Consider the following 24,994-nt stretch of genomic DNA (forward strand, 5'->3'; position numbering starts at 1 on the left):
ATAAAGTCACCGATTCTGGTAAGGAACCTGCATGGCTAAGGCTAAATTAAAATTCCGATTGCACCGCACCGCCATTGTGTTGATTTGCCTGGCATTATTGGTTTTGCTTATGCAAGGTGCATCCTATTTCAGCCTCAGTCATCAACTCGCCCGCTCGGAGCAGGTTGAAGAACTGGCAAAAACGCTGGCAAAACAAGTCACTTTCAGCCTGTCACCGCTGATGGATACCAGTGATGATGATATTGATAGCCAGAAAGTCGATGAAATTCTGCAACAATTGACTCAGTCAAGCCGCATCTTGGATGCCAGTGTATATCAGATTGACGGTACCTTGGTTGCCAGCGCGGGAGAGAATGTCAAAGTTCGCGACAGACTGGCTTTGGATGGTAAGCGCCCCGGCAGTTATTTCAATCACCAGATTGTGGAATTGATTCCTGGGAAAAGTGGGCCAACCGGGTTTCTGCGCATGACGCTCGACACCCACGTGCTCGCCACAGAATCCAAGCAAGTGGATAATACCACCAATTTATTGCGGCTGATGATACTGGTGGCGCTGGCTGTCGGCATTATTCTGGCTCGCACCTTGCTGCAAGGTCGCCGTAGCCGCTGGCAGCAATCACCCTATCTGCTGACCGCCAATACACCAGTGAAAGAAGATGAAAATGAGGATGAGACGGCAGAGTCAGACCAAAAACCGGATGATAAGTAATAATGAGTGAGGCCCGATGAGCTGACTCAGATCAGTGATTCGGGTAAGCCAGAGCTGCCAACAAAGCTGCGGCAGCAAGGGCGCAGGGAATACCCAAAGCCATTGTTGCAGCAAGGCGGCAAATGAGTGAGGCCCGATGAGCTGACTCAGGTCAGTGATTCGGGTAAGCGAGAGCTGCCAACAAAGCTGCGGCGGCAAGGGCGCGGGGAATTAGGCCATGCGCCCAATCAGAGGGGTAAGTAAAAGCAGTTTTTCCTGCATCTGCCCGGCAATAACTTTGAATTCTTCACTGATATTCGAATGAACGCCCACCCGCTGCCAGAATATATTTGCCAGTTGCTGTGCCTGCTGCCAATGTTCACGGCCTACATCCGCCGATAATGTAATATCAGGCACCGTTTTCCGCATATTCCCCGTGCCTGATGGAGCAAACGCCATCGGCAGCATGTCGTAAATAGGGGCAAGAGATAAAGGCCGATTGGCGGGATGCAAGAATGATAGATTCCCATGATGCATATCAGTATTCGCAATCAATATGCCAAAAGCCCAAATAAAACGGACTTGCTCAAGTTCTGCCTGGCCCAGTAAACCTTTTAGTGCCAGCTCACGACAAACTTTTGGCCAACTGGCAACCGGCATACCAACAAACTCAGCATTTACGGCTTCCAGAGAAACCATACCAATGCGGCCACGCGGCCCCTGTCGGTCAAAGCGCTCCACTTCCAGAAAAGTTTGCCGATCCGGATTTTGCAGTATATGACTGGCCGCGACTGAAAAACCCGCATCCTTTAACGTGTTTAACGCCAGAGACTCGGCAATCAGTAAATCTGCCCAACGTTGTGCGTTAGGATTATCTTGTGCCGCGGTAAATTTAACAATGACATATGACGGAGACTTTCCCTCATATCCGGCATAACAGGTAAATTTCGGCTGTTCACCACCTGCCGATGAGCCCACCATCTCACCCGCCAGCGCCATGAGAGATAGCTCGTTATATCGTTGCAACTTATCCGATGGTTGAATAGGAACAGCATCAGGTTTGGCCAGCCAGTGTTGATAGCTTTCCTGCCCGAGCAGAATATTACCATTTACATCATCTGCCAAACGGGACAGCGCGATAAGGATATGATCTTCATTCCACCCGCGAATATCTTTATCAAGCTGCAATGGCTCAGCAACGGACTTCCCCCAAATCCGCCCAAGAAACCCCTGTGGGCGCATATCAGCCAGATACCATGGGAGGCTGTGGAATTGTTGCCATGAATCGTCATCCAGTTGGTGTACGCAACACATTTCAGCCGGATAGATCGGATATAAATTAGCAAAATGGCTGGCATTTCCTTCACGATCAATTCTGTAGAGCGGAAACTCACTCACGCCGGCAACCGAGCGCAGTAAAGCATAACGGGTGGATTTCCCCTTCCCTATCTTAAGTACCCGGTCTTTAAATGCCGTTAATTGACGGGAAATTGTTGGCTGGCTGATTGCTAAAGCTTGTGCCAAGGAGCTTGCCGTTGTCGGGCCTTGTCGCAATAACATTTCCAGAGTGAGCATTAGAGTCGATCCGTGAATAGAAATATGAATAAAAAAATGAATAGAAGCGTAAATAGATTTATATCGCTAATAGCATGATATGTAAAGGCAGTAAAAACAAACTACGTGGATTATGAATAGATTCGCAGAAATAAATAAGATAATAGAGAACGAAGCCGTAACACAATGGTACGGCTCCGTAAGGCGACTTTATGCCGCTGCATCACCCAGCAAGACAGATTCTAATGCAATCTCAATCATGTCATTGAAAGTGGTCTGGCGCTCGGCGGCGGTGGTTTGCTCACCGGTGCGGATATGGTCAGACACGGTGCAGATAGTCAGAGCTTTCGCGCCGAATTCAGCAGCAACACCATAGATACCCGCCGCTTCCATCTCCACGCCCAGAATGCCGTATTTCTCCATTACATCAAACATTTGCGGATCTGGCGTGTAGAACAAATCAGCGGAGAAAATGTTACCCACACGGACATTCAGACCTTTCGCTTTGGCCGCATCAACAGCATTGCGGGTCATCTCGAAGTCAGCAATCGCCGCATAATCGTGGTCTTTAAAGCGCATGCGGTTCACTTTGGAATCAGTACACGCGCCCATGCCGATAACCACATCGCGCAGTTTAACGTCAGCACGAACCGCACCGCAGGAACCCACACGAATGATTTTCTTCACGCCGAAATCAGTGATCAATTCTTTCGCGTAAATGGAGCAAGATGGGATACCCATGCCGTGGCCCATGACTGAAATTTTGCGCCCTTTATAGGTGCCGGTGAAACCCAACATGCCGCGCACATTGTTCACTTCGCGCACATCTTGCAAGAAGGTTTCGGCGATAAACTTCGCACGCAGCGGGTCCCCTGGCATCAGTACAACGTCAGCAAAATCACCCATTTCAGCATTAATATGTGGCGTTGCCATAATCACTTTCCTTAAAAATCAGAGAATTAAAATTTATATTACTGAACTGTTAGTGTTTTCATACACTCCCAATTCAGTAGAATTCTATCAATCAGAAGGCGTAGATGAGCACAGGCAGTTTGGGTGCGGCCAGCGCCCCCCCGGAGCCTACACCTGGTCTTATAAAACCTAAGTACGTGAGGATTTTTAGCACTGCCCAATCCCAAAATGACACGCTCAGCTTAGCCTTACAGCATATTCTTCCCATAATCCATTGGGGAAAGGTCAAAATACTTGGCGACTGTCTGCCCAATATCAGCAAAAGTCTCACGATGCCCCAATGAGCCAGGTTTCACTTTCGGGCCGTAAACCAAGACCGGAATATGCTCACGGGTATGGTCGGTGCCCGGCCAGGTTGGGTCACAACCATGGTCAGCGGTCAGGATCAAAATGTCATCTTCTTTCACCAGCGCCATCAGCTCGGGCAGGCGGCGGTCAAACAATTCCAGCGCGGCGGCATAACCCGCCACATCGCGGCGGTGACCATAAGAAGAGTCAAAATCAACAAAGTTAGTGAAAACTATGGTGTTGTCACCGGCTTTTTTCATCTCTTCAATGGTGGCATCAAACAGCGCATCCAGACCGGTAGCTTTCACTTTCTGCGTGATCCCAACGTGGGCGTAGATATCGGCAATTTTACCGATAGACACCACTTCGCCGCTCTTTTCTTCTACCAGTTTTTTCAACACCGTTGGCGCTGGCGGTTCAACAGCCAGATCATGGCGGTTGCCAGTGCGCTGGAAGTTACCGGGCTTATCACCGAGGAATGGGCGCGCAATCACACGGCCAATATTGTAGCCGCCGTCAGTCAGCTCTTCGCGGGCGATTTCGCACAATTCATACAGACGATCCAGGCCAAAAGTCTCTTCGTGACAAGCAATCTGGAATACTGAGTCTGCGGAGGTATAGAAAATCGGCTTCCCGGTTTTCATGTGCTCTTCGCCTAGTTGGTCAAGGATCACCGTGCCAGAGGAGTGGCAGTTACCCAAATAACCCGGCAAATTGGCGCGTTTGACCAGTTTTTCCAGTAATTCTGGTGGGAAGCTATTCTCCACATCACTGAAATAGCCCCAATCGAACAAGACTGGGACACCGGCAATTTCCCAGTGGCCCGATGGAGTATCTTTACCGGAGGATAACTCACTGGCATAGCCATAAGCGCCAATGATATCTGCATTTTTATCCAGCCCTGGCGGGAATTTACCGGTAGATTCTTCGGCGGCTTTACCTAACCCTAAGCGGCTCAGGTTCGGCAGCTTCAATGGGCCGCTACGGCCAACATCAGCTTCACCGCGGGCGCAGGCCTCGGCGATGTGGCCCAGTGTATCGGCTCCTTCGTCGCCAAATTTCTTAGCATCAGCACTTGCGCCAATACCAAATGAGTCTAATACCATAATAAATGTACGTTTCATTATTTTCTCCTGCATAGGTTCGCACGCTGTGCGACACCTTTAAAATAGAGTATTTATTCAGTGATACGGCGATAAACCACCGGGGTTTCTTCTGGCGCTTTGTCGCCCAGAGTGATTGCTGCCCGCACCGCATCAGCCGCCTGCTGCCAGTCATCTTCATTATTGGCATGAATCACGGCTAATGGCTGCTGATCATCAACCGTCGCGCCCAAACGGGCCATATCGGTAAGGCCCACACTGTAATCAATCGGGTCAGTTGCCCGGCGGCGACCACCGCCGAGAGAAACCACGGCCATACCTAATGCTCGGGTATCCATGGCAGTGATGATTCCAGACCGTTCAGCAAATACTGGCTTGCTCAACAGAGCAGCGGGTAAGTAACTGTCATAGCGCTCGACAAAATCGCTCGGGCCTTTTTGCGCCGCGACCATGCGCCCAAAGATTTCCGCCGCTTTGCCGTTATCCAATACTGTTTGCAGCTTAGCACGAGCATCGGCATCATCTTGCGCTAAACCGCCGGACAGCAACATCTCGACACACAGCGCCATGGTCACTTCCAGCAGACGCGGGTTGCGATACTCGCCCGTCAGGAAGCGCACCGCTTCGCGCACTTCAACCGCATTACCGGCGCTGGAAGCCAAAACTTGATTCATGTCGGTCAGCAGCGCGGTAGTTTTACACCCCGCCCCATTGGCGACACCGACAATGGCCTTGGCTAAGTCCTCAGATAGCTGATAAGTCGGCATAAATGCGCCCGACCCCACTTTGACATCCATGACCAGCGCATCCAACCCTTCAGCCAGTTTTTTAGCCAGAATAGAGGCGGTAATCAGCGGGATGGAATCCACCGTGGCGGTGATATCGCGCGTCGCATAAAAACGTTTATCCGCCGGTGCCAGTGAACTGGTTTGACCGATGATGGCGACGCCGACATCCTGAATAATTTTGCGGAATGCGCTGTCATCGGGGAAAATATCAAAACCGGGGATAGCTTCCAGTTTGTCCAAAGTCCCGCCGGTGTGACCCAAACCACGGCCCGAAATCATTGGCACATAGCCGCCGCAAGCCGCCACCATGGGGCCGAGCATCAAGGAAGTCACATCACCCACGCCGCCGGTGGAGTGTTTGTCCACAATCGGGCCGTTAAGATTTAAACTTTTCCAGTTCAGAACTGTGCCCGAATCGCGCATTGCCATGGTGAGCGCCACACGTTCGGGCATGCTCATATCATGGAAATAAATAGTCATCGCCAGAGCGGCAATTTGCCCTTCGGAAACCACGTTATCGCGAATACCATTGATAAAGAAACGAATTTCTTCTTCGCTCAGTGCCTGACCGTCGCGTTTTTTACGAATAATTTCTTGTGCGAGAAACAAGGTATCCCCCTGCTTATGAAATAAAAGCGGCACAGCGGACAAAATAGCCCGCAGTGCATCTGCTCAGTTCAATGACTGAGATAATGATTAGTAGCCGGTGGTTTTGCTGTTGCTCTGATGACCCAATGTCGTCAACAAGCTCCCCAACAGACTGGAGGCACCAAAACGGAAGTGGCGAGCATCAGCCCAACCTTCACCCATTAATTGATCAGACAGCTGTAGGAATTCTGCCGCGTCTTGCGCAGTACGCACCCCACCCGCCGGTTTAAAGCCCACGGTTTTCGCCACTCCCAAGTCACGGATGGTGCGCATCATGATGCTGGCACTTTCCAGCGTGGCATTAACTGGCACTTTACCGGTGGAGGTTTTAATGAAATCTGCCCCGGCTTTGATAGCAATCTCGGAGGCCTGGCGAATCAGATGTTCTTGCTTTAACTCACCGGTTTCAATGATAACTTTCAGCAGCACATTGGCCGCTGCACAAGCTTCTTTGCACTGTTTCACCAGTTCGAAGCCGACTTTATCATTACCCGCCATTAAGGCGCGATAAGGGAAAACCACATCCACTTCATCAGCACCATAGGCAATCGCCGCCTGGGTTTCAGCCAGCGCGATGGCAATATCATCATTACCGTGAGGGAAATTGGTGACCGTGGCAATGCGAATTTCAGGTGTTCCCTGTTCGCGTAATGTTTTACGCGCAATAGGAATAAAGCGAGGATAAATACAGATTGCCGCGGTATTACCGGCAGGACTTTTAGCCTGATGACACAGAGCAATAACCTTATCGTCGGTATCGTCGTCATTCAGGGTGGTTAAATCCATCAAACTCAGTGCGCGTTTGGCATAGCCGTTGAGATTCGCGCAGGCGGTTAAATCGGTCATAAAACTCTCCAACACTATTTCAGCCCAGAACTGAGCATTTATTTATGAGCCACATGGTTCTAAGCTCAATACGTTGGCGAGCGGACTTGGTTCCTTGAAGATAGCCCCTATTCGGGAAGCAATTGAGATCCATCTCACCGCACTAACTTATTACGCTATTTGAACACGTTCTCAGCACATGAGATGTGTTCATATTCACATTAATCAATAGTAACTTGTAACGAGCTGGGATTATATGTGATTAAAATCACAAAATAACCTGTTTTATGGCCTTCTGATAGTCAATGCCCACTTGCATCAAGGATAGCTTATGGGCAGAAATACGCCTGAAAGACAGACCGATTAGCCGTCAGCGGCGCAGGCCGTTTGAGTACGGACAGCGCACAAGAACCGGAGCATACAGGAAGTATGTGACGGTAATGAGCGCTGCCCAATCTCAAAGTGGCAAATCAAGCTAGCCTAATTACAGGGCCAGGAAGAAGCCGGCAATGGTGGCACTCATCAAATTCGACAGAGTCCCTGCGGCCACCGCTTTCAAGCCAAAACGCGCGATATCATGGCGGCGGTTAGGTGCCATGCTGCCTAATCCCCCCAACAAAATGGCGACAGAAGACAAGTTGGCAAAACCACACAATGCAAAGGAGATAATGGCTTTAGTATGGTCAGAAAGCACCTGCAAACCGGCCGCGCGCACCAGCTCTTCCGCCTGTAGATACTGACCGAAATTCATAAATGCCACGAATTCGTTCACGATAATCTTTTGGCCGATAAAGGAGCCAGCGACCATAGCTTCACTCCACGGAACCCCGATCAGATACGCAATCGGCGAGAAGACCCAGCCCAGAATCAGTTCCAGAGAGAGTTGCGGATAATCGAACCAGCCGCCAATCCCGCCGAGAATGCCATTTAGCAATGCAATCAAGGCAATAAAGGCCAGTAACATCGCCCCAACATTCAGTGCCAGTTGCAGACCGGAAGCCGCGCCAGACGCCGCAGCATCAATGATGTTAGCCGGGCGGTCATCTTCAGCAATCAAAGTGGCTGCATCCACATTATCGTGGGTTTTCTCAGTCTCCGGCACCATCAGTTTGGCAAAAAGTAGCCCGCCGGGTGCGGCCATAAAGGAGGCGGCAATCAGATATTCCAGCGGCACGCCCATCTGTGCATAACCGGCTAACACCGAACCGGCAACCGAAGCCAAACCACCACACATTACGGCGAACAATTCGGATTGGGTCATGGTGGCGATATAGGGGCGCACCACTAATGGAGCTTCAGTTTGTCCCACAAAGATATTGGCGGTCGCGGAGAGAGATTCAGTACGCGAAGTCCCCAACAGCTTTTGTAATCCGCCGCCTAATACCTTAATCACCAACTGCATTACGCCGATATAATATAAAACGGCAATTAATGAGGAGAAGAATACAATGACGGGTAATACTCGCAGGGCAAATACAAAACCACCGCCGCCGAAGACTTCAAACATTTTGTCGGAAACCAAACCGCCAAACATAAATGAAATCCCATCATTGCCATAAGCAATAACATTCGCCACACCTTCAGACATGCCGCCCAGGATACGACGGCCTACTGGTACATATAAGATCAGCGCACCAATACCCACCTGAAGAATAAATGCCCCAACTACAGTGCGGATATTAATCGCCCTAAAATTACTTGAAAGAAGCACGGCTATTAATATCAGTACTGCCATTCCGACTAAACTCATGAGCATGCCGATAATCCTATTAATGATTTGTATTGAAATAATGTGGGGTGGATTATACCGGCATGTTCTGGCGTTCAAACAATCTCTGTCACAAATAAACACAACTAAAAGTAACAGTAAGGTAATTAACGTGATGGAAATCACGTTAAAGTAACAAACAAAGCATAGCTAGCTAACTATTAGTGCAATTTATTCAGTGAAATCAAAATTTAGCGTGCGGATTTATCGGCTGGCGGCAATTGAAATAAGCGCTGACTGTTGTGCAAAAGGTGAGCAGCAATCTCTTCTGGCGCTTCCTGGCGTAACTCGCACAATGCAGCGAACACATTAGCCGCTCGCTCTGGCCGATTAGGTTGGCCCTGAAAACCGGCGAGGGGCATATCCGGCGCGTCCGTTTCCAGTAATAATGTAGACAGCGGTAATTCAGCCATGACATTTCGCGTTTTCTGCGCCCGCTCATAAGTGATGGTGCCGCCCACACCAATGTAATAACCCAAGCGAATAAATGCCTGCGCCTGCGCTAAACTGCCCGCAAAACCGTGTATCACCCCCGTGCGTGGCACAGCAGCTTTACGCAATGCTGAGGCCAGTTGATCATGCGAACGGCGCGAATGCAAAATAACCGGGAGATCATACTGCCTGGCGAGCTTCAACTGGGCGTTTAAGAATGCCAATTGGCGGGGCAACTGCGGCTCATCCATATAGAGATCCAGACCAATCTCCCCCACCGCCACCAGTTTTTCTGTTTTATCCGCCAACGCTGTGGCCAAAGTGACCAAATCAGCTTCCTGATGCTGCGCAATATATAATGGATGCAGACCCAGTGCGGCAAATAATGGCGGATAGTCAGCCGCCAAATTGAGAATACGCGGGAAATAATTCGCACTGACGGCGGGCACAATAATTTGCCTGACATTGGCTTGCGCGGCACTGATTAAGCTGGCTGTTTCCGCGCCGCTGAAGGGCGGAAAATCAAAGTGACAATGTGTATCAATAAAATAATGTGTATCGATGACATAATGTGTATCAATCACATTAGACACTTGCCCGCGAATCCATGCCATTACGCACTATCACCTTTGGTTCTCGCCACATCGTCCAGCGGCAAAATAACTTCCGCTTGCAGTGACTTATTTTTGCTCCGTGTCGCTGCCGGAATAATCAGCCCACTGTCTGCCACTGTCATCTGCGGCGGAAGGGAATAGTGTGAGATTTTTGCAGCATCGGCTGACGCGATGATATCCGGCGATTGAATGACATCAAATGAAGAATCATCATTATCAATCAAGTCGGTCATATCATCTGGTTGGTTAATATCTTGTGGCTGGATCATCCGGCGAGAAAGAGAAATCGAGGTTTTCTCACCCTTGGCCTCAGACTGAGCCAACTGATCCCGAGGCAGCAACCAGTGCCCGACAGTGGCCAGAAAATAACGGCCGCAACGACGCCCTAAATGATAATCACGATTCAGAGCCGCAATCCGGCTGCCCAGGGCACTGCTGGCCAGTGGTTTAGGCGGGAAAATCTCGAAAATGCGCAAGTCACCCGGCGGTTTTTCAATGAATTGCTGAATACGATGATAACTTTGCTCATGCTGTTGCATAATGCGCACCAATTGCTGCAAGCTACTTTCACTCAGCCAATGTTCCATCCGCTTCATCCATTGCGGCGTATAATAAGCCTGCGAAGGTACAGTGCGGATGACCACAATGGTATCGGCCCCACGGCGATAAGCTTCTTCAACCGGGATAGCATCACTAATACCGCCATCCTGATAACTAACGCCATCTAAATCAACCCCTTGACGATATAAACCCGGAATAGCACTGGAGGCTTTAATTGCCGGTAACCAACTTTCTCGGGTGGGGGATATATAGGTGGGTTCGAAATCATCACTGCGGCAAGCGCACATAAGAAACTCACGGCCCTCACGTAGATGCTGTTCGGCTTGATCCATCGCCAGCGGTAATTGTTGGGAGGTGATATCCACCAGCCAATCGAGATCAATGAGGTGCCCACCACGAACAAAACGCAGTGGATTGAAGAAGTTAGCGGTAGTGGTGTAACGGGTAATCACGCGGCGCGCGTAGCCGGGTTGACCGCAGATAAAAGCAGAAAGATTTTGTGCGCCAGCGGAGGTGCCAATCATGAGATCAAAAGGGTTAAAGCGGGCGCGCTGGAATTCATCCAGCACACCGGCTGTAAAAATTCCCCGCTGCCCGCCACCCTCGCAAACCAACGCCATTTTACCGGGTTGGTATGGTTTATAGGCGAGTGGCTCTATATTGCCGAGCGTGATAGGTATTCTGTATCCCACCATCCATCCTTAATTCCGTTACAACAGATGTTGAGAATACCTCTTCTTACCTGTGCTGTAACCCTCGCGCCGGTCTAAAGACGCTTACGTCCTGTAAACAGACTGATAAGGAATAGAATAATACCGACGACGAAAACAAGTTTTGCGGCCCAAGCTGCCGTACCGGCTAGCCCACCAAAACCTAATGCCGCTGCGATTAACGCAATAACCAGAAATATAATGCCCCAGCGAAACATAAGCCTCTCCTTCCCGTTTGAAAAATCACTCTTTAACTCTTCTGTCTATTTAACAGTAGCGTATTTGACAGAAGTCGTATTATTTGGATTTCTTGGATAAGTTATTTGGCTGCCTGACTTATTAACGGGTATTTCGCGGGCTATATTGTTGCCCCACGAAATACCCATCAGCCAGGTAATAATTAAGGCTTGATGCTGAGGTCGTTTTTAACGCTTTTTACGCCATCAACGGCTTTAGCAATACTTTCGGCACGTTCGGCCTGGGCTTTATTCTCAACAGTACCGGACAATTGCACCACGCCATCAGTCGTTTCTACTTTAATTTTACGCGACGGTACGATGTCATCTGCCAGTAATTTGGCTTTAATTGAACTGGTGGTTGCCGCATCACCGGCATATTCGCTAACTGATTGGGTTTTCTGATCTTTCACATGTAACTTGTCACTGACAGATTTAACGCCTTCAACATTTTTGGCGATATCAACGGCGGTTTCAGCTTCAGCTTGAGAAGTGACAAAACCAGTCAGCGTCACCACACCATGGTTGGTTTCAACTGAAATATCAGTGCTTTTAAGGGTTTTCTCTTCCAGCAATGCGCTTTTTACTTTAGCCGTTGCGGCGCTGTCACCCATGTAATTATCGACTTTCTTCATCGAGCTATCGAGTTTCGCACCGGCGCTGTCCACAACGTTGTCAGTCTTATTAAGCATCGTTTCTTCAGCGAACACGCTACCACTTATCAGTGCGGTACCTAAAACAACAGCCATCATTGAACGAGCAAATTTTGTGTTTGTCATCGATTTCTTCCTTTTTTGTTTGGAATCCAAAACCAGCATAACTCCCCAGCTTTTGGATTCTTACGCCACCTTATATGGGTGGGCATTTGATGAATACTTTACGATTATTGCAGGTTAACTGACCCGAATTTAATGCAAGCCTGTCCTGCCGGTACCTATAAAGATAGAGCATCCCAAGAGAATTACTGTCGGAATCGCCCTAAAATCAGAATATTGCTATTAAGTAGGAGTTATCTTAGAGGGATATTAATGAGGAAAATTTATGAATCGGGGCACGAAGTACCCCGATAGAATGCAGCTTGCGGCTTGATTAATGCTCGCGCGTTTTACGGAAACGAATTTCCGGATAGCGCTCTTGCGTAATATTAAGATTAACCATGGTTGGCGCGATATAGCTCAAATTATCACCACCATCCAATGCCAGGTTAACCTCATTCTTACGTTTAAACTCTTCGAATTTCTTCACATCGTCACATTCAACCCAACGCGCGGTTGATACGTTAACGGATTCATACACCGCTTCCACGTTGTATTCACTTTTCAGCCGTGAAGAAACCACTTCAAACTGTAGAACACCAACAGCACCAACAATCAGATCATTGTTGGTCAGAGGACGGAACACTTGCACCGCGCCCTCTTCTGACAACTGAACCAATCCTTTGAGCAACTGCTTCTGCTTCAATGGGTCACGCAGACGAATACGGCGGAACAATTCAGGGGCAAAGTTCGGAATACCGGTGAACTTCATCTCTTCACCTTGAGTGAAAGTATCACCAATCTGAATGGTACCGTGGTTATGCAGGCCGATAATATCTCCTGCATAGGCTTCTTCAAGGTGGGAACGGTCACCGGCCATAAAGGTCAATGCATCTGAAATCACCACATCTTTCTTGGTGCGCACCTGGCGCAGTTTCATGCCTTTGTTAAAGCGGCCAGAAACCACCCGCAGGAAAGCCACTCGGTCGCGATGTTTAGGATCCATATTGGCTTGAATTTTAAAGACAAAACCGGTGAATTTCTCTTCAGCAGCCACCACTTCGCGGGTGTCAGTTTTACGTGGCATGGGCGCCGGTGCCCACTCAACCAGGCCATCCAACATATGGTCGACGCCAAAGTTACCTAATGCTGTACCAAAGAATACCGGGGTTAAATCGCCCGAGAGGAAAGCTTCATGATCAAACTCATGAGATGCCCCCTGAACCAGCTCCAGCTCTTGGCGGAACTGTTTAGCCAAGTCTTCACCTACGGCAACATCCAGATCCGGGTTATTCAGCCCTTTAACAATGCGTACTTCCTGAATGGTGTGGCCTTTACCGGTCTGGTACAGATAAGTTTCGTCTTTATAAAGGTGGTAAACCCCTTTAAACAACTTACCGCAACCAATCGGCCAAGTGATGGGTGAACAAGCAATTTTCAGCTCGCGTTCCACTTCATCCAGCACTTCCATCGGGTCGCGAATATCGCGGTCCAGTTTGTTCATAAAGGTCAGGATCGGCGTATCGCGCAAGCGGGTAACTTCCATTAGCTTGCGGGTGCGGTCTTCGACCCCTTTAGCCGCATCAATCACCATCAAACAGCAGTCAACGGCGGTCAGAGTACGGTAAGTGTCTTCGGAGAAGTCTTCATGCCCAGGGGTATCAAGCAAGTTAACCAGGCAACCGCCATAAGGAAACTGCATCACAGAAGTGGTGATGGAGATACCGCGTTGCTTTTCCATTTCCATCCAGTCAGATTTAGCATGATGGCTTGAGCCACGGCCTTTTACTGTACCGGCGGTCTGAATGGCATTCCCGAACAACAACACTTTTTCAGTAATGGTGGTTTTACCGGCATCGGGGTGGGAAATGATGGCGAAAGTACGTCTTTTCGCAACTTCCAGTGCGTATTCACTTGGAGACATAGTTTGAAATTCTACTTTTAGGCCGCCCTGCTCCAGGCCACACATCTTATTGATACGCGGCCCAAGCAAAGCAAGGCATTGATTATGGCGCTATACCCCTTTACGTGAAAAACCGCGTTATAAGCAGCGATTCCTATCACTTTTGGGTATAAGTGGTTATAGCGCGGTATTTTCCCTGATTTATGTGGGATAGACAATTTTTTCAAGACAAACAGTCATTATTCAAGACAGAAAATCGGCAAAAAGGCACTACCCCATCGGTAAGGCCATCATAATGGCGTCTTCACGGCCATCCGCACTGGGATAATAGTTGCGGCGCACGGAAACCTCGTTAAATCCGAGGCTTTCATACAAAGCTATTGCACGTGTATTTGAAGCCCGGACTTCGAGCCAAAGCGTGACAATATTACGCGTTTCCAACTGTGCAATGACATGCTCAAGCAGCAAACGGCCACAGCCTTGGCGCTGATACTGCGGATCAATAGCAATGTTAAATAAAGTTGCTTCATCCAATACAATTTGGGTGATAGCAAAACCCGCCATTTGCTCGCCAATACTCAGCTTGAAATTGAGGTAGCGCTCGCCTTGATTGCTGGCTAAGGTTTTTGCCGTCCACGGGAAAGCATGGCTGGCTTGCTCAATTTGGTACGCGGTGGCCAGATCGGCTGGCGTCAGGATAGAAATCTGCTTCATGATGACAAATCTGCTGCCAAAGTGTGCGCTTAGCGCTCGCGTCTTGATAAAGCCCGGTCAATGCCGGGCTGTGTAACTGCGCACCCGCGACCGCAAGCGGTTCACTGATGCCCAATCGCCAACTGTTGCATTGTGTCTCTTCGGGTAGCATCGCCACCCTTTCCGGCGTCAGCGCATAAACTTGACGGGAAGTAAGCCCGAGGCTGCGCAGCACATCGCACAACAACGGATCATCCTGATCAGGAAGCGGGTCTGCTACAATCAACAGGCGGGTATCGTCGGGCAAACGTATGGCGATTTCGCCCTGTAAAACGGCCGGGCGGCGCAATGTCCACTGCGTAATTCCAAGCTGTTGTAACAGCAAGTCTCGTCTTGATGCCATGCCCTTTCCTGTCAAAGCGACCCGAATTTCAGCGCTATGCTAACAAACCCATCGAACATGCGCCAACAAACCTCTGCTTATCAAACGCGCGTTAGGTATGTTCGTGCTAAATATATTTAGCTAATCAGTTTCAAATCCGCTTTGCGTAAGCGCTTTTGCCCCTGATAAAAATTCTCATGGGCGCTAAGACTCAAAAGATATAATTCAATTTTCTGTTCGACCCAACTGTAACCCAACAGCGCCAGTTGATTATTGAGTTGAAACTTATGTACCCGAAGATAACTTAGGTCACCTTTCTTTAATTCACCCATTTCTGGGTTAGTCATGATTAACTCGATTTGATCTTCGACAACCATAAGTTGTTGTTCAGAAAGCCTACCTAATGCTTTAGAGAAACGGCTACTTTCATAAATATCAATCTTCAGCTCGCTTGGTTCTTCTGACATAACGTGACACCTTCTTATGCTCTATTTCGCTTTTTGCCAGTAAGGTTTCCAAAATAAAGTTGTAAGGCAGATCAGGATTATCCTCAGCGATACGACCAATTTTTGCCCAGTGTTCGATCTGCTTTGGCACGCTGCGGCTTGATGCTTCTGCGTGAATTTTAACGTCAGTGACAAAATCCTCATCCAAACGAATACTGATTGCCATTGTTTTACTCCTCTTTGCGCAATTTTTAACGTGCGTAGCTGCACTTTCGTTGTGTAAAACGCACCCTTTCACGTACAGATTACACACAGCATCATAATGTGGCATAAGAGCGCCAAATGCAACAAATTGTCGCACTGATATGCATCTCTACTTCTGTTCAAAAAATACAAAAATAGAGGTTGAGCCAACAAACCTCTATAATCGCCGATTATATTCTTAAGGAGCCAAAGACTGATGTCTGCATTAACCCCAGCCAGTGAAGTGATACTGCGCCATAGTGATGAATTTATAGCCCGCCACGTGTTGTTTGCCGGTGATTTACAAGATGCGCTGCCAGCGCAATTTGATGCAGCCGGGATACGGGTTCACACCAATCAATATCACCACTGGCAATTACTGAGCAATACGCTGGAAGAGAATGTTCAATTCGGTCTTGTGGCGACCCCTGAAACAGTAGCAACCTGCGATACGCTGGTGTATTACTGGCCAAAAAGCAAACAGGAAGCCCAGTTCCAACTGGCGAATTTACTGTCTTTACTGCCCGTCGGCACCGATATTTTTGTGGTGGGTGAGAACCGCAGCGGCGTGCGCAGTGCAGAAGAAATGCTGTCAGATTTCGCACAATTGACCAAAATTGATAGCGCCCGCCGTTGTGGCCTCTACCATGGTCGTTTGGATAAACAGCCAGAATTTGATGCCGATGCCTGGTGGGAAAGCTATCAGATTGGCGATGTCATCGTAAAAACCTTACCTGGGGTCTTCAGCCGTGATTCGCTGGATTCTGGCAGTCATTTGCTGCTATCTACATTCAGTGAGTCGTTTAAAGGCAACATACTGGATGTGGGTTGTGGTGCCGGCGTGTTGGCCTCGGTGCTGGCCCCAAAAATGCCAAAAATCAAATGGACTTTGAGTGATGTATCCGCAGCTGCGATTGAATCCAGCCGGGCAACATTGGCGGCCAATAATATCGACGCGCAAGTGATTGCCAGCAATGTCTATTCTGACATTAAAGGCCGCTTCGAGATGATTATTTCAAACCCGCCTTTCCATGATGGGATTCAAACTAGCCTGACTGCGGCTGAGTTGCTAATTCGCGGGGCAACCGCGCACCTGCATGTAGGCGGTAAATTGCGTATCGTGGCGAACTCCTTCTTGCCGTACCCTGCTCTACTGGATGCCGCATTTGGCAGCCATGAAGTGCTGGCGCAGAATGGCCGTTTTAAGGTCTATCAGGCAACTGTCGGGCGGCCGCCACGCGATCCTAAGAAAAAACGTTAATATTATCAATAAGTAATATTAAGCATTAAGATAAACCATCCCTTCCGCGCCGTAGCGTTCCCCTGCTGCGGCTTGGAAGGGGAATACGGCATCCAAAGCCGCCAACTCTTGCTCACTGAGCACCACATCCAATGCGCCCAAATTCTCCTCCAGATAAGTGCGCCGCTTGGTTCCAGGGATTGGCACGATGTATTTCCCCTGCGCCAGCACCCAGGCTAATGCTAATTGTGACGGCTTAACTCCCTTATCTTGCGCCATTTTTGTTACTGTATCGGCCAATGCCAGATTCAGAAAAAAGTTATCGCCTTGAAAACGTGGGTTATTACGGCGAAAATCATCAGCGGCTAAATCATTCGGGCTGCGTATTGCACCGGTCAAAAAACCACGGCCTAATGGGCTATAAGCCACAAATCCTACCCCTAATCTTTCGCAGGTCGCCAAGACGGAAGTTTCCACATCCCGTGTCCACAGTGAGTATTCACTCTGCACCGCAGTAATCGGGTGTACCTGATGGGCTTTTTCTAATGTTGCTGCCGAGACTTCACTCAGGCCGATGTAGCGAATTTTACCGGCGGTGACCAAATCAGCCAAAGTCCCAACGACCTCTTCGACAGGAACCGTCGGATCGCCCCGATGCTGATAATATAGATCAATAACATCAACGCCTAAGCGCTTGAGGCTGCCGTCAACAGATTGGCGGATATAATCTGGACGGCCACTGACGCTACGGGCAGCCGGATTTGCTGGGTCGCGCACAATGCCAAACTTGGTGGCTAAAAAGACCTGATCCCGCTTGCCCTTAATCGCCCGCCCCACCAGCTCTTCATTAGTAAAGGGGCCATATATGTCAGCGGTGTCCAGCAGAGTGACGCCCAACTCCAGTGACCGGTGCAGAGTCGCAATGGACTCATTAACATCCTGATTAGTAGAGTAATAATCACTCATTCCCATGCAGCCAAGGCCCAAAGCAGAAACCAGCGGGCCATTTGAACCTAATTGACGTTGTTGCATTGCGATACTCCCCATTGGTGATGTCGGAAGAAAGTGTGGTTGTTTCGTGAGGAAAGATAAATAATGCAGATCACTCATCACTGTTCAAAAAACACCAACAATAGGCGAGCGCAGTTATGGACCAAATACAAGCCATGCAGATTTTTGTGCGAATTGTTGAGTTGGGCAATTTCAGTCGCGCAGCAGAAAAACTGCAATTGCCGCGAGCCACGGTCAGCCACACCTTAAAGCGATTAGAGCAGCGGTTAGGGGTTCGCTTACTGGTGCGCACCACCCGGCAAGTGAATATCACCGCCGAGGGCACACTGTATTATCACCGTTGTCTGCAATTATTGTCGGCATTTGAAGAGGCAAACTCGCTGTTCAGCCACCAGCGGTTGCAACCGGAGGGGAAAGTTCGCATTGATATGCCACACTCACTGGCGCGCAATGTGGTCATCCCGGCTTTGAGTGATTTTTATCAGCGCTATCCTCATATCACACTGATTCTTGGTGCAAATGACAGCACCATCGACCTGCTGCGCGAAGGAGTAGATTGTGTATTGCGGGCCTGGTTGCCCCGCGATGAACAATTAGCTGCACGTAATATTGGTCAGCAACCACAAATTACCTGTGCGTCCCCGGCTTATTTAGAAAAATACGGTATTCCAATGTCACTGGATGACTTAACGGGTCATCAAGCCGTGGGCTATTTCTCGCCGTTAAATAACCGCGATTACCCGCTGGAGTTTGTTTATCAGGGGAAAGTTGAAAACCGTGTTTTGCCCAGTATTTTAAGTGTCAGTGGCGCAGATGCTTATATTGCGGCGGGAGTTGCAGGTTTGGGGTTGATTCAAGCGCCAACGGCGGGAATTCAGCATCAATTAGCACAAGGCGCATTGATTGAAGTACTTTCCCATTTACCCCCGCCGGTCATGCCGCTGTTTATCATGTACCCTCCGGGCCGTTTTTTAGCACCCAGAGTTAGGGTGCTAATTGACTGGCTAATTGAACTATTCACCCATTATCCGCCCAAATCAGATGACTTTGGGAACAAAACGTAAATAAGAAAGACTTCAGTAATCAAATCAATTGCTCAACATATGATGCTTTTTACAGCAAACACCCCAATGAGGGGAAATAAGTATTGACCTGAACGCGAAAATCTCTAGAATTCGCCTCCGTAGTACAGATTTATATTGCACAGCACATGCGATGGTGGCGGAATTGGTAGACGCGCTAGCTTCAGGTGTTAGTGTTCTTACGGACGTGAGGGTTCAAGTCCCTCCCTTCGCACCACGATGATTTCTAATCTCAGCACCGCTTAACTTCCCCTTTTCCTATAGCAATATTTTGTCAATACGTGCTAACACCGCCACGTAAAATTAATTGTGCATCAATACTGCGACCATACCCGCCAAAAGCGCCAGACAAGATGGCAATAATAGAAAATGCCGTAACCGTGCGTGATACAACATGCTCACCGTCGCCAGCATGGCGACTATAATCAAAACCCGCAACTGATCCACTGTGATATCCGCCCACCCCAGCACCGGTAACAAAGCAAAAGGCAGTAACATCCCCCAGCCACTGGACATCCCACGACTCAATAAACCGCTTATCCCCCATGAACGGTAAACTGCAAATCTGGCTGTAGTCATAATGTCGCCCACCCAAGTGATAATGATAACCAATATCATATATTACTCTGGCACAATCTGCATCATGAAGTTCAATCTGCATCATGAAGTTATTGCAAGAAAACGCCTGATTCCACTGACCCAGCGCCATTGACACCATCGATATATCAGATATAGAGGAGTAAATTGATTAGTTGATCGACATCATGATGACAGGGTGAAACAAAAATGGTAATTTTGATTAAGAAAATTCCTAAATCAATGTTAAAACGATTCAAACAAAAATAATTACTTAAAATAACTATTTATCGTGATGCTCAAATAAAAGGGCTTCATGAGGATATTGTTTATTTGTCTACTGACAGCGCGACATTATGCAGAGTGAATTGAATATGAATAGCCATTCCTACGATCAGCTGCTGAAAAGTAAGCATCGGCTCTCTTTGTTGCTTTTTCTATTTCTTAATGCGTCGTCAGCTATTTTTAGTATGATATTACCCTCCCCTGAAACACCAGCAGTGACATTACCTATCGTCATGATCACGTTTATCAGTCTCAGTGCAGCGGGGTATTTGGTTTTTATTTCGAAGAATTATGCCGATAAATTGAATTTATTTTCAATTACTATGGGTGTGCTCTGGGCTTGGCAAATCATTCTTAAATATGAATATCTGGGCACTAATGAAAATAACTACTTGTTGCTCAGCCTGTTTACTATTTTCTTTATCAGCACTATTGCGCTGTCCGACAACTTTCTCGCCTTTTGTCTACATACCGGCCCTTCTGCACTTACTGTTATTTTTTTGGATGATTTTCAAAATATTTTCCGCATCATATTCACTGTCATGTTGCCTCTGATTGGCTTTTCTTTGCATCATTTGATGCTGCGCCGCAGTGATGATTTCACCCGCAAACTCGTGGCACACCTTTATAACGAAAGAGAAAAATTTAGTGATTTAAGCATGATAGACCCGCTCACCAGTTTGTATAATCGCCGGGGATTGGAAAATAAACTTGAGACACTACTCGCACAGTCTCCCGGCAATCATTACGTGCTGCTACTCGATATCGACCATTTTAAAGCCTATAACGATAACTATGGCCATACAATGGGAGACCAAGCATTGGTGCGCGTAGCGGCTGCTATTCGTGATGCTGTCCGTTCGCGCGATATCGTGGTGCGCTATGGTGGTGAAGAGTTTTTAGTATTGCTGACACATGTGAGTGAAGAATATGCCACACAGTTAGCTGAGCGCGTACGACAAAGAGTTTTAGGGCTTGATATTCCACATGTTTTCAATCATAAAGTGTCCACAACCGTCACCTTAAGTGCCGGGATTTCGCCGTTACAATCTTATGATTTGGCATCCTCACTCAAAGCCGCTGATGAGGCACTTTATCGGGCTAAAAAAGATGGCCGGAATAAGGTCGCATTTGCCAAGGATGAATTATCAAAATTTGAATCTTCGCCCTGACAAAATGGCTGAAAGTGGCGCTTAATGATTAATTCTCAAGTGAATACTTGAGTTGAATACCGCGGTATTATATTTCTCTGTTATTTTGTTATTAACCCTTTTCATTGCATATGCAAAAATAGCCCTTTAACGTATCTGGCGATAGATAATATCTATCCCGTAATACTTCAGACTGCATGTGTTAGCTACTTCATTCCCCCCAATCACTGACTGACGAAAGCTTTTTAGGACTCGCTCAATTGCCGCCTTCCTGCAACTCGAATTATTTAGACTAATCATTCTAACTTTCCCAATCAAAACATAATTAGTTTGTGATTGACTTTATTATTCCCATCTCAGTGCTCATTACTCCCCCCAATGAAGTTTCCGTGTTGATAAATCAACACGGGAATATAAGTAATGATTATCATTTATATGATATAGGGATAACTTAAAAGAAAATGTGCAAAACGGAACGAGAACAGGATACATAAGCCCGGCAAATGACTCTCTTACCGGGCTTATCCTAAACAGCTAAATTACCCCTGCGCCCAAGGGCACAGCCACCGAACCTTTATGGCCCCGACTCCAGTCAGCAGGGCTTATTGGGTCATTTCACATAATTGGAGAACTACGCATTACGTGACTCCGCGCATTGCGGCTATCTATCAAGGCCAGTTAGAATGAGTTAATAGCGACTGATTCACTCGGTGAAAGCATTAACCTGTGAAAAACAATAAACGTATTAGCATCAATGACATTGTCAAATTGGCTGACGGTACCGAGGAGAATTTTCTCCGGTTTTGCCCTCAATGAGCAGCACTGAGCCGGTTGCGACTCCGGCGCTAGCAGGGTCGTGGCAACGCTGCCAAAAACTGATGCAAGCCCAGCAATGGCGGGTACCTCACCGTGCGGTGGGGGCAACTTTTCAGTCAATTTGTCAGCGAAAAAATGACTTACTGGTGTTAGGCCAAGCCGCACTGGAAGATGCTTATGAATACATGGGATCACGCCACTGTGTACTGCTCATTCTTGATGAAAGTGGCTGCACCCTGTGGCAATGCGGCCATCCACAGACCATCAGTCAGTTACAAAAATTGGGCATTGATAGTGGCAGTTATTGGACTGAGGGATTAATCGGCACCAATGCCCCCGCTCTGGCAATAGCTGAAGGGCATCCAATACAGGTCAGCGGCCAGCAACATTTCAAGCAAGCGCTGCATCCGTGGCAATTTTGTGCCACCCCGGTGTATGACAATAGTGGCCGTCAACGGGCGGTGATTGTTCTGGGAAGTTTACTGGCTGATAACGCCGCCAGTGACTTGCCGCTAACACTGGCGATTGCCCGAGAAATTGGCAATTACCTCCACGCCGACACCTTATTGGCAGAAACTAACCGTCATCTGAATGAACTCAATGCCCTGCTGGATGGGGTTGAAGATGGTGTAATGGCTTGGGATCAACGGGGGTGTCTGTTGTACCTTAACCGCCGTGCGGCCGCTATTTTGCAACTCGATGAGACCAGCAGCCTCGGCAAGCCCGTCACAGATTTACTCACCCTCCCCGCCTTGCTGACTCAAGCTATTTTGCACCGCAATCCTCTCAGCCATGTGGAAGTGACCTTTGAAAATCAGCAGCAATTTATTTCTGCCTTATTGACTCTCAAGCCCATTCCCGATGGCGATCGCTGTGGTTTTATTGCACTTTTGCATCCGCAAGAATTACTGCGGCAAATGATTCATAACCAATTAGGGCGAGCCAGTTATACCTTTGACGACATGCCCGTCGCGTCACTAGAAATGCGCCGCTTAATTCGTTATGGCAAACAAGCTGCCAAAGGCCGACATCCCATTTTACTGCATGGGGAAGAAGGTGTCGGGAAGCAACAATTGGGACAGGCAATTCATAATGCTAGCAATCGAGCCGCTGGCCCGTATATCGTATTGAATTGTCAGGCATTACCACAAAATATTATGGCGCGGGAATTTCTTGGCTGTGATGCCAGTGAAGGTGAGTCTGGGCAGCCCAGCAAATTTGAATTAGCCAACGGCGGCACTTTATATCTGGAGCAAGTCGAATACTTATCACCAGAAATGCAGTCTGCTCTGCTGCAAATGGTCAAAACCGGCATGGTCATGCGGGTAAACTCCAATCGGGTGATCCCTGTGGATGTGCGGATCATTACCGCCACTGGCGCTGATTTACCTTCGTTAGTCAAACAAGGGCATTTTCGCCGTCAACTGTTCTATACCCTGCAATCTTTCGAGCTTCATATCCCCCCTTTGCGCCAACGTCAGCAAGATATTCCGCTGCTGGTTCAGCATACGCTGGCAAGTCTTGGGCAACATTTTCACTGCCAATATCAGCCGGACGAAAATGTGATTCGCCAATTGTGCCAATACCCATGGCCCGGTAATGATCAGGAGCTGAAAAGTGTGGTTGAGCGAGCCGCCATGGCCTGCCGCAATAACCGTATCAATCTCAATGACTTGCCAGAGCATCTGTTAGGCGAAAAACTATTGTTGGAGCCGGATATGCCGCAACCTCAGCCAGTCTTATCACTACAAGAATTAGAAAGGCAGGCTATTATTCGCGCCGCACTAGTCTGCCAGGGACAACTGAATGAAATGGCCGTTTTATTGGGAATAGGCCGCACAACATTATGGCGAAAAGTAAAATTCCACCGACTGGATATTCACCAATTCAAGGGCGGTGAATCGTTGTCAGTTTAACCGCTATAAAGCCCTCTCAGTGACAAATCTGCACCAAATTAACCCCACATAGCATTACTATCAATTATGGATAAATTTCTCGTTAACAGAGCATAATGCAAAAATTAGAATTAATTCCATTTAGATGAGTGGAGTTTAAATTATTATTGAGATAATAAAAATAATGACTTACCTATTTAACATGATTTACAGAAATTTAAAATGATATCAAATACGCAGATAAATAAAGAGAGACCGTTATTGATAACAGTTACTCATTAAATATGTCCCTATAAACTCACCGATAAAAAATCATCAACAATCTATAATTTGATAAACATGTACATCTATGAGTATTTATAAAAGCTTGCCGAAAAGATATCTTTGAGATATAAAAACAGCGAAATAAAAAACATTTAAGACACCATTATAAAACAACTTAATTAATATGCATTATTTTTTATTATTTATTTAAATTAATATCACTCATCAATAACAATTTAGCAAGGCAGGATATTTTTATTATGGGAATTAAATATAAAATCATTCAATTTAATATAAATGATTTTGGTGTAAATATAAAATCAATTCAAAATGAACTATCATTTGAAAAATTAGATTGGGACACTAATGATATTAAGTTATCTCAATTGAGATTTCTTATCAGTAAATTCTTTGCAAATAGAAAAATAATTTTTCAGGAAGCGCAACGCTATCTTGATGACAAGTTGCCTCCCAAGGGTATTCAAGCGCTGATATCGACTTTATCTGTATCTGATAAAAAAACCTTCTACGCCTATAAGGCCTTTAGAAAAAGAGGAATCTGCCAATTCATTGTCGAACACATTGATAATAAATGGGTGGTCAATAATATTGATCTTTCCGCATTAACCCACTTTACTCAACATGCTGACCATCAGTTAGATTTAAGGCAATTAATACGTCACTTTCCTCCTATGGATCGGGCCGCAGTCGAATCTCCGACATTAAAGATACTGATTGAGAACTTCGTAGAAATGCTGTGTGAATGTGAACCTAAGCAAAAAATAAAAAAAATTGAAGTCACTTGTCATCAAGTATCTTTGATTATTGATAGCTCAATACATTCAGTGTCCAATTCACCTGAGGGTTTACATCAAGATGGGAGCGACTATATTGTATCCGCATTAGTCATTGATAAATATAATATTGAAGGTGGAGCGAGTAAACTTTACTGTACAGAAAAAGATGAACTTATTAAATCACACACATTAGAGCCAGGTGAGGGGCTATTCCATATAGATAAAAACTCAACTATTTGGCATCAGGTAACACCTATAAAATTAAAGG

At 47.3% G+C, this 24,994-nt stretch carries 23 protein-coding genes and 1 tRNA gene; 7 read left to right on the forward strand and 17 right to left on the reverse strand.

Annotated features, from left to right (window positions below; translation table 11 throughout):
• Nucleotides 1-31: 31 nt before the first annotated feature.
• Nucleotides 32-709 carry a YtjB family periplasmic protein gene (locus FTA91_RS10315; RefSeq protein WP_050113635.1) on the forward strand — a complete coding sequence of 226 codons (678 nt, stop codon included), beginning with the start codon at nucleotides 32-34 and terminating at the stop codon, nucleotides 707-709.
• A gap of 210 nt (nucleotides 710-919) precedes the next feature.
• Here FTA91_RS10315 and yjjJ read toward each other — a convergent pair whose 3' ends face one another.
• The 15 genes from yjjJ to FTA91_RS10390 form a co-directional block, all read right to left on the reverse strand.
• Entirely contained in the window at nucleotides 920-2,263 is a 1,344-nt protein-coding gene (yjjJ, locus tag FTA91_RS10320; RefSeq protein WP_145534255.1) for a type II toxin-antitoxin system HipA family toxin YjjJ, read from the reverse strand.
• Between the two features lie 189 nt (nucleotides 2,264-2,452).
• Nucleotides 2,453-3,175, reverse strand: a complete 723-nt coding sequence (gene deoD, locus FTA91_RS10325) for a purine-nucleoside phosphorylase (RefSeq protein WP_050113633.1) — start codon at nucleotides 3,173-3,175, stop codon at nucleotides 2,453-2,455.
• 227 nt (nucleotides 3,176-3,402) lie between these two features.
• The gene (gene deoB / locus FTA91_RS10330; protein ID WP_145534253.1) at nucleotides 3,403-4,626 is read right to left on the reverse strand and encodes a phosphopentomutase; all 1,224 of its coding nucleotides are present in this window, start codon (nucleotides 4,624-4,626) and stop codon (nucleotides 3,403-3,405) included.
• A gap of 53 nt (nucleotides 4,627-4,679) precedes the next feature.
• Nucleotides 4,680-6,002, reverse strand: a complete 1,323-nt coding sequence (deoA, locus tag FTA91_RS10335) for a thymidine phosphorylase (protein ID WP_145534250.1) — start codon at nucleotides 6,000-6,002, stop codon at nucleotides 4,680-4,682.
• 87 nt (nucleotides 6,003-6,089) lie between these two features.
• Nucleotides 6,090-6,887 (reverse strand): deoxyribose-phosphate aldolase, encoded by a 798-nt coding sequence (gene deoC / locus FTA91_RS10340; RefSeq protein WP_145583275.1) that lies wholly within the window; start codon nucleotides 6,885-6,887, stop codon nucleotides 6,090-6,092.
• A 463-nt stretch (nucleotides 6,888-7,350) separates the two neighbouring features.
• Nucleotides 7,351-8,622 carry a NupC/NupG family nucleoside CNT transporter gene (locus tag FTA91_RS10345; protein ID WP_145534246.1) on the reverse strand — a complete coding sequence of 424 codons (1,272 nt, stop codon included), beginning with the start codon at nucleotides 8,620-8,622 and terminating at the stop codon, nucleotides 7,351-7,353.
• 203 nt (nucleotides 8,623-8,825) lie between these two features.
• Complete coding sequence (locus FTA91_RS10350) at nucleotides 8,826-9,680, reverse strand: TatD family hydrolase (RefSeq protein WP_227507653.1); 855 nt, start codon at nucleotides 9,678-9,680, stop codon at nucleotides 8,826-8,828.
• Entirely contained in the window at nucleotides 9,680-10,936 is a 1,257-nt protein-coding gene (locus FTA91_RS10355) for a patatin-like phospholipase family protein (RefSeq protein WP_050113629.1), read from the reverse strand. The genes FTA91_RS10350 and FTA91_RS10355 overlap by 1 nt, the downstream gene beginning before the upstream one ends.
• Nucleotides 10,937-11,007: 71 nt before the next feature.
• The gene (locus tag FTA91_RS10360) at nucleotides 11,008-11,169 is read right to left on the reverse strand and encodes a DUF1328 domain-containing protein (RefSeq protein ID WP_072082547.1); all 162 of its coding nucleotides are present in this window, start codon (nucleotides 11,167-11,169) and stop codon (nucleotides 11,008-11,010) included.
• A gap of 182 nt (nucleotides 11,170-11,351) precedes the next feature.
• On the reverse strand, nucleotides 11,352-11,966 hold the full coding sequence (gene osmY, locus FTA91_RS10365) for a molecular chaperone OsmY (protein ID WP_050113628.1): 615 nt from the start codon (nucleotides 11,964-11,966) through the stop codon (nucleotides 11,352-11,354).
• A gap of 310 nt (nucleotides 11,967-12,276) precedes the next feature.
• Nucleotides 12,277-13,866 (reverse strand): peptide chain release factor 3, encoded by a 1,590-nt coding sequence (gene prfC, locus FTA91_RS10370; protein ID WP_050113739.1) that lies wholly within the window; start codon nucleotides 13,864-13,866, stop codon nucleotides 12,277-12,279.
• Between the two features lie 249 nt (nucleotides 13,867-14,115).
• Nucleotides 14,116-14,559 (reverse strand): ribosomal protein S18-alanine N-acetyltransferase, encoded by a 444-nt coding sequence (rimI, locus tag FTA91_RS10375; protein WP_050113627.1) that lies wholly within the window; start codon nucleotides 14,557-14,559, stop codon nucleotides 14,116-14,118.
• Nucleotides 14,504-14,941, reverse strand: coding sequence for a DNA polymerase III subunit psi (locus tag FTA91_RS10380; RefSeq protein ID WP_145583277.1), 438 nt, complete (start codon nucleotides 14,939-14,941; stop codon nucleotides 14,504-14,506). The genes rimI and FTA91_RS10380 overlap by 56 nt, the downstream gene beginning before the upstream one ends.
• A gap of 116 nt (nucleotides 14,942-15,057) precedes the next feature.
• Nucleotides 15,058-15,387 carry a type II toxin-antitoxin system RelE/ParE family toxin gene (locus FTA91_RS10385; protein WP_050113625.1) on the reverse strand — a complete coding sequence of 110 codons (330 nt, stop codon included), beginning with the start codon at nucleotides 15,385-15,387 and terminating at the stop codon, nucleotides 15,058-15,060.
• Entirely contained in the window at nucleotides 15,356-15,592 is a 237-nt protein-coding gene (locus tag FTA91_RS10390; protein ID WP_050113624.1) for a TA system antitoxin ParD family protein, read from the reverse strand. Before FTA91_RS10390 ends, FTA91_RS10385 begins: the two co-directional genes overlap by 32 nt.
• A gap of 234 nt (nucleotides 15,593-15,826) precedes the next feature.
• Between FTA91_RS10390 and rsmC the strand changes: the two genes are divergently transcribed.
• Nucleotides 15,827-16,870 carry a 16S rRNA (guanine(1207)-N(2))-methyltransferase RsmC gene (gene rsmC / locus FTA91_RS10395; RefSeq protein ID WP_050113623.1) on the forward strand — a complete coding sequence of 348 codons (1,044 nt, stop codon included), beginning with the start codon at nucleotides 15,827-15,829 and terminating at the stop codon, nucleotides 16,868-16,870.
• A gap of 18 nt (nucleotides 16,871-16,888) precedes the next feature.
• Here the strand turns inward: rsmC and FTA91_RS10400 are convergent, their stop codons facing one another.
• On the reverse strand, nucleotides 16,889-17,881 hold the full coding sequence (locus FTA91_RS10400; RefSeq protein WP_050113622.1) for an aldo/keto reductase: 993 nt from the start codon (nucleotides 17,879-17,881) through the stop codon (nucleotides 16,889-16,891).
• Nucleotides 17,882-17,997: 116 nt separating this feature from the next.
• Here FTA91_RS10400 and FTA91_RS10405 point away from each other — a divergent pair, with 116 nt between their 5' ends.
• Nucleotides 17,998-18,924: a LysR family transcriptional regulator gene (locus FTA91_RS10405; RefSeq protein ID WP_145583279.1), complete on the forward strand. Its 927-nt coding sequence runs from the start codon at nucleotides 17,998-18,000 to the stop codon at nucleotides 18,922-18,924.
• 148 nt (nucleotides 18,925-19,072) lie between these two features.
• A tRNA-Leu gene (locus tag FTA91_RS10410) sits at nucleotides 19,073-19,159 on the forward strand.
• An 86-nt stretch (nucleotides 19,160-19,245) separates the two neighbouring features.
• Here the strand turns inward: FTA91_RS10410 and FTA91_RS10415 are convergent.
• Nucleotides 19,246-19,521, reverse strand: coding sequence for a DUF1435 domain-containing protein (locus FTA91_RS10415; RefSeq protein ID WP_050113737.1), 276 nt, complete (start codon nucleotides 19,519-19,521; stop codon nucleotides 19,246-19,248).
• A 353-nt stretch (nucleotides 19,522-19,874) separates the two neighbouring features.
• Between FTA91_RS10415 and FTA91_RS10420 the strand changes: the two genes are divergently transcribed.
• The 3 genes from FTA91_RS10420 to FTA91_RS10430 form a co-directional block, all read left to right on the forward strand.
• A complete protein-coding gene (locus FTA91_RS10420; RefSeq protein ID WP_050113620.1) occupies nucleotides 19,875-20,975 on the forward strand; it encodes a GGDEF domain-containing protein in 1,101 nt (366 codons plus the stop codon).
• A 791-nt stretch (nucleotides 20,976-21,766) separates the two neighbouring features.
• Nucleotides 21,767-23,686 carry a dihydroxyacetone kinase operon transcriptional regulator DhaR gene (gene dhaR / locus FTA91_RS10425; RefSeq protein WP_050113619.1) on the forward strand — a complete coding sequence of 640 codons (1,920 nt, stop codon included), beginning with the start codon at nucleotides 21,767-21,769 and terminating at the stop codon, nucleotides 23,684-23,686.
• A 503-nt stretch (nucleotides 23,687-24,189) separates the two neighbouring features.
• Nucleotides 24,190-24,994 (forward strand): 2OG-Fe dioxygenase family protein (locus FTA91_RS10430; protein WP_145583281.1); only part of this gene is annotated, 805 nt, incomplete at its 3' end.

The organism is Yersinia thracica (assembly GCF_902170565.1).
GTDB lineage: Bacteria > Pseudomonadota > Gammaproteobacteria > Enterobacterales > Enterobacteriaceae > Yersinia > Yersinia thracica.